General features: G+C 47.0%; 6 protein-coding genes and 1 pseudogene. 1 reads left to right on the forward strand and 6 read right to left on the reverse strand.

Features of this window, described 5'->3' with window-relative positions:
- Positions 1-24: 24 nt before the first annotated feature.
- The 5 genes from fis to ACGF7G_RS10900 form a co-directional block, all read right to left on the reverse strand.
- Positions 25-321 carry a DNA-binding transcriptional regulator Fis gene (fis, locus tag ACGF7G_RS10880; RefSeq protein ID WP_010847912.1) on the reverse strand — a complete coding sequence of 99 codons (297 nt, stop codon included), beginning with the start codon at positions 319-321 and terminating at the stop codon, positions 25-27.
- Between the two features lie 25 nt (positions 322-346).
- Positions 347-1,312 carry a tRNA dihydrouridine synthase DusB gene (gene dusB / locus ACGF7G_RS10885; RefSeq protein ID WP_387465424.1) on the reverse strand — a complete coding sequence of 322 codons (966 nt, stop codon included), beginning with the start codon at positions 1,310-1,312 and terminating at the stop codon, positions 347-349.
- Between the two features lie 283 nt (positions 1,313-1,595).
- On the reverse strand, positions 1,596-2,486 hold the full coding sequence (prmA, locus tag ACGF7G_RS10890) for a 50S ribosomal protein L11 methyltransferase (protein ID WP_387465419.1): 891 nt from the start codon (positions 2,484-2,486) through the stop codon (positions 1,596-1,598).
- A gap of 42 nt (positions 2,487-2,528) precedes the next feature.
- Positions 2,529-3,974, reverse strand: a complete 1,446-nt coding sequence (gene panF, locus ACGF7G_RS10895) for a sodium/pantothenate symporter (RefSeq protein ID WP_387465420.1) — start codon at positions 3,972-3,974, stop codon at positions 2,529-2,531.
- Entirely contained in the window at positions 3,964-4,206 is a 243-nt protein-coding gene (locus ACGF7G_RS10900; RefSeq protein ID WP_133815600.1) for a YhdT family protein, read from the reverse strand. Before ACGF7G_RS10900 ends, panF begins: the two co-directional genes overlap by 11 nt.
- A gap of 271 nt (positions 4,207-4,477) precedes the next feature.
- On the opposite strand from ACGF7G_RS10900, the gene cynR reads away from it, so the two are divergent.
- Entirely contained in the window at positions 4,478-5,359 is an 882-nt protein-coding gene (cynR, locus tag ACGF7G_RS10905; RefSeq protein ID WP_387465422.1) for a transcriptional regulator CynR, read from the forward strand.
- A gap of 167 nt (positions 5,360-5,526) precedes the next feature.
- On the opposite strand, the pseudogene ACGF7G_RS10910 reads toward cynR, so the two are convergent.
- Positions 5,527-5,631: pseudogene (locus tag ACGF7G_RS10910) on the reverse strand (zinc ribbon domain-containing protein); the annotation flags it as partial.
- Positions 5,632-6,000 lie beyond the last annotated feature (369 nt).

The raw sequence follows: 6,000 nt of genomic DNA on the forward strand, positions 1-6,000 counted from the left end.
TTTTAATGAACTAATTGATAGCGATTAGTTCATGCCATATTTTTTCAATTTCTTACGCAGTGTGCCACGGTTGATGCCCATCATCAGGGCAGCGCGTGTTTGGTTGCCACGGGTGTATTGCATCACCATGTCCAACAATGGCTGCTCCACCTCAGCCAGTACCAACTCATACAGGTCATTAACATCTTGACCATTTAGTTGAGCAAAATAGTTCTTCAGTGCTTGTTTCACTGAGTCACGCAAAGGTTTTTGAGTAACCTGATCTTGTGAATTTACAGTAGCAACGGTTAGTACGTCAGAATTTACGCGTTGTTCGAACATAGTTCTGTCAGCTCTTTTCTTTATATTACGCAAAATTTTCGAAATATGCCTTCAACACCTCCAGCTGTTCGCTAGCATCCTCTATGGTGTTGAATGTGCGCCGGAACTGGTCATCAGGAGCATGTTCCCGGAGATACCAAGATACATGCTTACGTGCGATACGGGCTCCCTTGCCTGGACCATAAAAGTCGTGCAATTCCCGTATATGCTCGTTCATTAAATGCTGCACTTCGCCTATCGGCATCGGTGGCAGCAATTCCCCTGTTTCCAGATAATGCTGGATTTCCCGGAAGATCCAGGGTCTTCCCTGAGCAGCGCGGCCTATCATCAGGGCATCAGCCCCGGTGTATTCAAGCACTGCTCTGGCCTTAAGCGGGTCAGTTATGTCACCATTGGCAATAACCGGGATGGCAACAGTCTGCTTAACTGTCCGAATATTGTCGTACTCTGCTTCTCCGTTAAACAAACAGGATCGAGTCCTGCCGTGAATCGTCAGAGCCTGAATACCACAATGCTCGGCCAATTGGGCAATCTTTACACAATTTCGTTCTTCTGGCGACCATCCAGTGCGGATTTTCAGCGTAACAGGAGCATCTACTGCATTTACAACCGCGGACAGGATCTTTTCGACCAATTCCGGGTAACGCAATAAAGCCGAACCTGCCAGCTTACGATTCACTTTCTTGGCTGGGCACCCCATGTTGATATCAATGATCTGAGCACCATTAGCGACGTTAATCTTCGCTGCCGCTGCCATTTCATCAGGATCATTGCCGGCAATTTGCACGGAACGAATTCCCGGTTCGTCACTGTGAACCATACGTAGCCGGGATTTGTCTGTCTTCCAGACCTGTGGGTTGGAAGATAGCATTTCCGATACTGTCATACCTGCACCCATTTCGTAACATAGTGACCGAAACGGACGGTCAGTTATGCCAGCCATTGGGGCCGCAATAAGACAGTTTTTCAGCTGGTATTGTCCGATACGCATAGACGAAGAAAGAGTGGCCATACTGTGACTGCAAGGGCGCGTATATTACGCATTTTTCGCAAAATATGAAAGGCCAAACTTTGAGCAAATCGACATTTGTTACAATTTTTTTCCAGCTTTCTTTCAGGGGTAAATCTAATTATTCATAAATAACATAGTGTTATATGTTATCGGTAAAGTTTATCACTCAGGATTTTTCTATCAGCCAGTTTGCCGATAGCACGGATTATCATCAGTGAATGATCAAAAATCACTCTCGTCATCATGACAAAATAAAATAATTCTAACTTGCTACTATTTTTACCCCAGATATCCGACACCATTCTTCCTGCTCCGCAACAGGATCGATCACGAATTTATCAGTATAGGCTTGAATAACACTTTCTGCCTGACTTGCTAAAATACCCGATAAACCCAACAGACCACCTGGTTTTGGTAATGCACCGATTATAGGTGCGAGTTCACGCAGAGGGCCTGCCAGAATATTAGCAATTACTACATCAGATTCAAGATCGTTTGGCTGATCTTTCGCCAAATATAGCGTTAAATGCCCCAGAACGCCGTTACGTTCTGCGTTATCGCGGCTGGCTTGAATAGCCTGTGGATCGATATCGATGCCGATAGCATGTGCCGCACCGAGTTTTAGCGCTGCAATTGCCAATATGCCGGAGCCACAACCAAAATCAATGATGGTTTTACCTTCCAGATTGAGGCTGTCCAGCCATTGCAGGCATAACGCTGTGGTTGGGTGGGTGCCTGTACCAAAAGCCAGCCCAGGGTCCAGCATGACGTTAACGGCATCTGGATCAGGAACATCGCGCCAGCTTGGGCAGACCCACAAACGGTGACCAAAACGCATTGGGTGGAAGTTATCCATCCATTCACGTTCCCAGTCTTTGTCTTCCAATTGCTCGATCTTATGGATAAATCCCTGACCTAACTGAGGAACGTGTTCGAGTTGGCTGATCACTGCTTTCATATCCGTTTCAGCATCATAAAGTCCGATGACATCGGTATCTCCCCATAAACGGGTCTCGCCTGGTAAGGGCTCGAATACCGGGTTATCGTGGCTGTCCTGAAAGGTGACTGATACGGCTCCACTTTCCATCAGATTATCCCCCAGGGATTCAGCCTGCGCTCCTGTGGTATTTAATCGAAGTTGTATCCAAGGCATAAAAAAATTCTCTTTATTAAAAAATAGGTTAAAACAACGCGCTTAACTAAGTTCAACGACTCGTTGCGGCAACTGATGGCCGATGATATTACCCACTCCGAAAGCCAGCAGGCTAAGTAGCAGTGATGGCACGATCGGATGGAAGTCTAATAGATGAATATCGAAACTGGCGAATAGCGTATAACTTACTGCCCCTGTAATCATCGAACTGACAGCGCCATATGCATTAGCTTTTTCCCAATATAGTCCTAGCACTAATGGCCAGAGGAAAACGGCCTGTAGGCCACCGAAAGCCAGCAGATTCAGCCAGATAATCATCTCTGGTGGATGCCAGGCGGCTAAAAGTAGTAACAAGCCAAGGATCAGGGTGGAAAAACTGGAAATCCGTGTCAGTTTCTTTTCTTGTGTGATTTGTTGTGGAAACAGATTCAGGTAGAGGTCTTTTACGATCGTCGCAGAAGATTGCAGCAATTGCGCATTAATTGTTGACATAATTGCCGCCATCGGTGCGGCTAGGAAAATGCCAGCAGCGAATGGTGGCAAGACGGTGATCATCAACGTTGGGATCACTTGATCGGGAATGGTCAGATCAGGAATAACTGCCCGGCCGAGAGCACCTGCCAAGTGCATACCGAACATGAGGATAGTCATGACGATAGTACCGATGATAATCCCACGATGAACGGCTTTGCTATCACGGTAGGAGATACAACGAACGGCGGTATGAGGTAGCCCAATGACGCCAAAACAGACCAATATCCAGAACGATGCCATGAAAGGTCCGCTGAGGATATGATCTGCTCCGTGTGGGGAAACCAGTTCTGGATTAATTGCTCGTAATGTGGCAACAGCTTCTGATAGCCCTCCCGCCTTATAGATAATTGCAACCAGCAGCAGAACCGTGCCCAGAAGCATCACCAGCCCTTGCATGGCATCGTTGAGGACACCGGCCCTGAAACCGCCGAATGCGGTATAGAGCGCAATAGAGACACCAAAAATCAGTAATCCGGTGCCATAAGGGATGCCTGCGGCGGTTTCCAACAGACGTGCACCGCCAATAAACTGAACTGTCATTGCGCCGACAAAAGCCACTAAGAGGCTCAGGCTGGCGAACCAAACCAGAAAACGGCTGCCGTAGCGGGCATACAGCATGTCATTGAGGGTGACAGCATTATAGCGACGGGCGAGAATGGCAAATTTCTTACCTAGTACGCCAAGGGAAAGCCATATTGCCGGCAACTGGATCAGCGACAGTAATACCCATCCCAGACCATATTTATAGGCTGCTCCTGGCCCGCCAATAAATGAGCTGGCACTGATATAGGTGGCGGTAATGGTCATTGCCAGTACAAAGCCGCCCATTGAACGGTTACCGAGGAAATACTCAGTCAGGAAGGCACCTTTCTGGCGGCGTCGATAAGCGTAAACTGATAGAAGAAATACCAGTGCAAGGTAGCCTAGCAGAGGTAAGATAACTTCATTTTGCATTCTCATCCTCCAATGGGACTTCTTTGAAAATAAACTTAACCATCAACCAGCAGAGGATGATAAATATTACTGGCAACAACAAACATGCCATTTCGAACCAGCGTGGCAAGCCAGAGACACCCGGAGTATCACTGGGTAAATAGGCTGTCAGCAGCCAGCCAATAAGATAAGCAAGCGTTAGGAACACAGCCCAACGTGCTTCTTTATGGGATTGAACAAATCGTTTGTCCATTCGTTCTTCCGGTAATTAAATAAACAAGATGGGAGAGGAGGGATTGTACGGCAAGATGTGGATTTATTCAGGAAAAATACGATATGTAGTTAATAGCCTGAGTTTTGTTTGAAAATTAAACTAAGGCGTGGTTGTCGGCTCGAACGTAGCGGGATGGTTTGCAGGAGTTGACCACTACACGAATCGATGGATTGAAAATGACTTCCGGATATCCATAAGGTAAAAGACTGATTTATTATTCACCCCATAGGCATACCTTATGGAGATCCACATGCTTTTACGACATATCAACTACTTTCTTGCCGTGGCTGAGCACCACAGCTTCACGCGCGCCGCTACAGCCTTGCATGTGTCTCAGCCGGCACTGTCCCAGCAAATTAAGCAGCTCGAGGAAACCCTTGGGGCCCAGCTGTTTGATCGGACCGGACGTACCACGCGGCTGACGGATGCTGGCGAAGTCTATTTCCGCTATGCACGACGGGCATTGCAGGACTTGGCGGAAGGAGAGCGGGCGATCCACGATGTTGGTGACCTGAGTCGCGGTTCTCTGCGCGTTGCCGTTACGCCGACGTTCACGGCTTACCTTATCGGCCCTTTGGTCGAGTCGTTCCACAATCTCTATCCCAACGTCACGTTGACGGTTCAGGAGATGTCGCAGGAGCGCATTGAAGAGCTTCTGGTCGATGGCGAACTCGATGTCGGGGTTGCATTTGATGAGATCCACTCGCCTGACATCGACGCACAACGACTTCTGGTGGAGACGTTAGCGTTGGTCGTCGGTAAGGGTCATCCCCTTGCAAAGTGTCGAACGATGAGTCTGAAAGCCCTGAATAACGAGTCTCTGGTTCTCCTCACGTCCGAGTTCGCTACACGGAAGCAGATCGATCGTTATTGTAGGCAGAACGACATTCGTCCTCGCGTTTTGATGGAGGCCAATTCGCTGAGCGCTGTCATTGAGATCATCCGACATACAAGCCTTGCCACGTTGCTGCCGGCAAAGATTGCCAGTGACCGGGAAGAATTGGTTTCGATTGTTCTAACTCCCTCACTACTGCAAAGAACGGCGGTTCTCATGCAGCGAAAAGGAGCGTACCAGACGGCTGCGGCGCGGGCATTTATCAAGCTTGCACTGGAATATGGAGCACTAAGATAACGGGAAAACGTTGACCAACTATCAGACGCATTTACAAACGCCCTTGTCGGAACCGCTGTTCCGACAATCCTCGTAAGATCCCGACTGACATTCAAGCCGCTGTACGTGCGGAGGCCACAGTGAGGACATGCGAAACGATGTTTGTTACGTCTACCGATATAACCGTAGCGGGAACAGGTTTTACTGCGGTAAGCCGGGTTAACATATTTAACCTGAATGTCTGCCGCCTGAGCTTTGTATTCCACATAACTGCGGTGGAATGATATAAACATGTGTCAATTCTCGTATTGGGCACTGAGTTTGCGTAAAAAAGCAATCAAACACTGTTTTTTGATAATTTCATCCAAATCCCCGACCAAAACAACAGAACATCACATCTTTCACCTTCTTAACAATTCATTAACTATTAATTCCAGCTTATGACATCGGGCTATCATGGTGCCATAACTTGATTAAATCAATCTTACTTAAATCAAACTTTTTGAAATAAATTAAATCATTATGTTACTTAAACGCCGATAAAATTCATATCAGTGACTGTTTTGAAGTGAGATTTACATATCTTTAAAATATCAATCTTGATATTTATTAAATCAACATATAAATTCTCATTAACCTTTGATCATAAAAGAGGCGATCAT

The organism is Photorhabdus sp. RM323S, assembly GCF_042879375.1.
GTDB lineage: Bacteria > Pseudomonadota > Gammaproteobacteria > Enterobacterales > Enterobacteriaceae > Photorhabdus > Photorhabdus tasmaniensis.